Raw genomic sequence first — 3,274 nt, 5'->3', positions numbered from 1 at the left:
GCTTTTCATCTGCAAAAAGCTTTTCCCAAGCTCAGCCAAGGGATCCATCTCTTGAGCTGGGATCCCCAACACAGAGCTTTAACTGAGCAAGATTTGGCTTACATTCGAGAACTAGCCCCAGGCTTGTTGCTGAATGCCAACCCAGTATCCCTCACGTTTTCCCAGCCGGATCCGCCGGAGCCAGCCCGCTTCTATCCTTGTAAGTACGTTAAGCTGGATAACTTCCTGCCGGCTGAAGTTAATCAAGCCATCTTGCAGCATGCCATCGCTCATCAAGATAAGTTTATCCCTGCGAGAAGCTATAGCCAAAGCAACACTGAGGCTGAGTCTCTCAAGTTTCGCCGCTCTCTACGCCTAGATTATGCTTACTTTCAAGAGTATGGATCCCTGCTGAGGGAGAAGATTGCGGCGGTGGCTCCTCAAATCTTTGTGGAGCTAGGCATCGAGAACTTCGATATCCAAATCTTCGAGATGGAGATGATTGCTAGCTATGATGGCTGCTACTTTACTCCCCATACCGATAATTCCTATCCCCAGACAGCCTTTCGTCAGGTAAGCTGTGTGTACTATTTTCACAAAGAGCCCAAGCCCTACCGAGGGGGTGAGCTGCGTATTTACGATACTCAAAGGCAGAAGCCCCATCCGCCAATTCTCCATGGAACCTATGATGAGGTGATTCCAACTAACAACAGCATCGTCTTCTTCCCTAGCAGTTGCCTGCACGAAATCCTGCCTGTGTTTAGTCCCAGTCAAGCCCTTGCCGATAGCCGCTTCACCATCAACACTTGGTTAGGAACCAAGCAACTTGCCTAAAGGCTCGAATTCAATATGGCCAAAGTCTGTATTGTTACCACAGTTCGGGATCCGGGAGTTTGCTTGGAATCCTTCATTCGCTACCACCTCGCCATCGGGATCGCCCACATCTATATCTTCTTTGACGATCCGGAGGATCCTGCTGCTCAGATAGCGCTTAGATTCTCCGACGTAACAGCTATTCCCAACGACGAAGCTTTGCAAGTCCAGCAAGCGCTAGGCAATATCCTCTATGCAAAATATGGCCCTCATGTCAGCTACGAGGTCATGGCCCGCCAGATTTTAAATGTGGAAACTGCTATACAAATTGCCCTTGAGCAAGGCATGGATTGGATCATTCACATTGATGGAGATGAGCTCTTCTATCTCGGCGAGGCACTTACCTTGGATTGGTTTGACCAGCTAGGTAGCGACATACTTCAGGTTCGCTTCTTAAACTACGAGGCAGCCCCCGAAAAGTTTGAGATTGAAGATTACTTTCGCGAAGTTACTCTGTTCAAGCAAAACCCTGCTGTTTTAGATCCCAACTTTTATACTAAGTTTGAGAGAATCTCTGGCAAGATTCAATACTTTTTAGCCTATCAAAATGGAAAATCAGCAGCTCGAGTTTATCCCAGTATTTTGCCAAATAGCGTACATAGTTTTGACATTCCAGAGGAGCATACCCTAGTCACCTCATCTCCAACCGTTTTGCACTACTTGAATTGCGGCTTCCAGAACTACTACAAGAAGTACGCTCAACTGGGCAACTTTCCCGACTACTGGTGGCGCTCAAAGTCTAATCCCATTCGCGTTCCCTTTCACTTGGCCTCAAGGGATGCATACTGCTCGCGAGATATCTATCAAATGGTGGCTCTTTACCAAAAGTTCATACTCTATAGCAACTCCATGATTAACCAGAGCTTGATAGAGGAGGGTATCCTCACCCGCATCTACTATCCTTCTCAGTTACTAGCAACTGTACTTAACCCCTGAAAATCCCAGGTTGTTTCAGAGGACTAAAAAAAGCTCCCCAAAGGGAGCAAAGCAAACAGTGGAACCCGCAGAAACTAGTCAAACACGTTGCAGCTCTTGCCTACGAAGGTAGAGAGGCTGGTTACAACCTTCTCCTGGGATCCCAGGCCAATGGTGCATTGAATTCGGCTGCCGGAAGCGGTAACATAGCGGCTTGCACCTGTGACAGCAGTGGTGTCCCAGCGCATCCCTTGAGGTGAAGTACTCTGAACATTACTGGCTACTGGCGTCTCGTAGTTGGGAGCGCTCCACGGGTCGTTCATGAATTTGTCACCTTTGGCGCCGCAGGAGTCCGCACCGGTACTACTAGGACAACCAAACTTGATTCTGGTGTAGTCGTTCGGATACACGCCAACATCCAGGCGATAGACCTCAGAACCGCGACCTACTGCAGTAAGAGCCGCCTGAGCCTCGGCCGTGCGGGAGCGGCGCACTTGGTTCAGGAATTGGGGAACTGCCACTGCAGACAGCACGCCCACAATCACGATCACCACCAGCAGTTCGATCAGGGTGAAGCCCTTGGCTTGGGAGAAAAGTTGCTGAGCCAGCTTGGCCCGCAACAGAGACTGACGAGACTTCGCGCTCATGGTCCTCGATCCTTGGTTACTAGAGAGTTACTTGTGCAGGTTACCTGCCAGTCTTAACCTACCCAGCCTGAGGGCCATTCATAACAGCCTGTCCCCAAGCAAAATTGCGGATCTTTGGGGGGGGCAGATCCAGAAAGGTTCCGTAGTTTGGCCGAGCGGGCCTCTGCATGGCAGATTAAAACCAGCGCTCTCCTTTCGGCCCATGAACCTCGCCCTACAAGCTCGGATCCTGGAAGGCAAGCAACTGCTGCAGCAATCGCCGGCTGTCTTTGCAGAATGGCTGGCGGCTTTCTACCCACGGCAAGATCCAGAGGCATGGCGAGAGTTCTTGTTGGGCCTCTTTGACCTTGGGGTGCCTTCGCCGTCTGAAGAAGCTTTCCCAGCTGACCGGGTAGCGACTACCCTTGCGGCGCTGGAGCAAGTTTTGATTTCGGGCCGCCTAGACCTTGCCTACCAGGTCTACACGTCGCTGGTCAAGGCCGGGATCCTGCCATCGGAGAAGGTGATAGAGCTATTGCTGTCTTTGGCAGGCCGTCTGGAAAATACGCCCACCCAGGATCCCCAGCAGCGTCTGCGGATCTGCCTAAAACTGCGGGAGATGGCTTTTGAGTTGGATCCACGCCGGCGGGATAACACCCAAGTTCTGCTGTTGCGGGCCTTGCAAGCTCAAGACGAGCTGGCCGTCGGCTTCTACGGGCAGGCCCTGGTGGAGCATTTGGCCAGCTTGGGAGATGAGGAGACCCTAGACATTACCCAGGAGTCGCTCCTAACCGAACTCCTTATTCGGCTATGGGATGACGGCTACCTGGATCTGTTTTTCGAAGTGGCCACAGTTCTACAAGCTCATCTCCTAGAGAGTC

At 51.4% G+C, this 3,274-nt stretch carries 3 protein-coding genes and 1 pseudogene; 3 read left to right on the top strand and 1 reads right to left on the bottom strand.

Features of this window, described 5'->3' with window-relative positions:
- Both NW857_RS12605 and NW857_RS12600 read left to right on the top strand, forming a co-directional pair.
- On the top strand, positions 1-813 hold an 813-nt coding region (locus NW857_RS12605), incomplete at its 5' end, for a 2OG-Fe(II) oxygenase (RefSeq protein ID WP_414369157.1).
- 63 nt (positions 814-876) lie between these two features.
- Positions 877-1,788, top strand: a complete 912-nt coding sequence (locus NW857_RS12600) for a glycosyltransferase family 2 protein (RefSeq protein WP_414336191.1) — start codon at positions 877-879, stop codon at positions 1,786-1,788.
- 74 nt (positions 1,789-1,862) lie between these two features.
- Here the strand turns inward: NW857_RS12600 and NW857_RS12595 are convergent, their stop codons facing one another.
- The gene (locus NW857_RS12595) at positions 1,863-2,414 is read right to left on the bottom strand and encodes a type IV pilin protein (RefSeq protein ID WP_414352296.1); all 552 of its coding nucleotides are present in this window, start codon (positions 2,412-2,414) and stop codon (positions 1,863-1,865) included.
- A 202-nt stretch (positions 2,415-2,616) separates the two neighbouring features.
- Here NW857_RS12595 and NW857_RS12590 point away from each other — a divergent pair.
- Positions 2,617-3,274 (top strand): annotated as a pseudogene (locus NW857_RS12590) (FkbM family methyltransferase); the annotation flags it as partial.

It is taken from the genome of Synechococcus sp. H55.9, from assembly GCF_047462355.1.
GTDB lineage: Bacteria > Cyanobacteriota > Cyanobacteriia > Thermostichales > Thermostichaceae > Thermostichus.
Note: the sequence above shows the minus strand (reverse complement) of the source record. Positions and strands in the feature narration are given on the sequence as shown.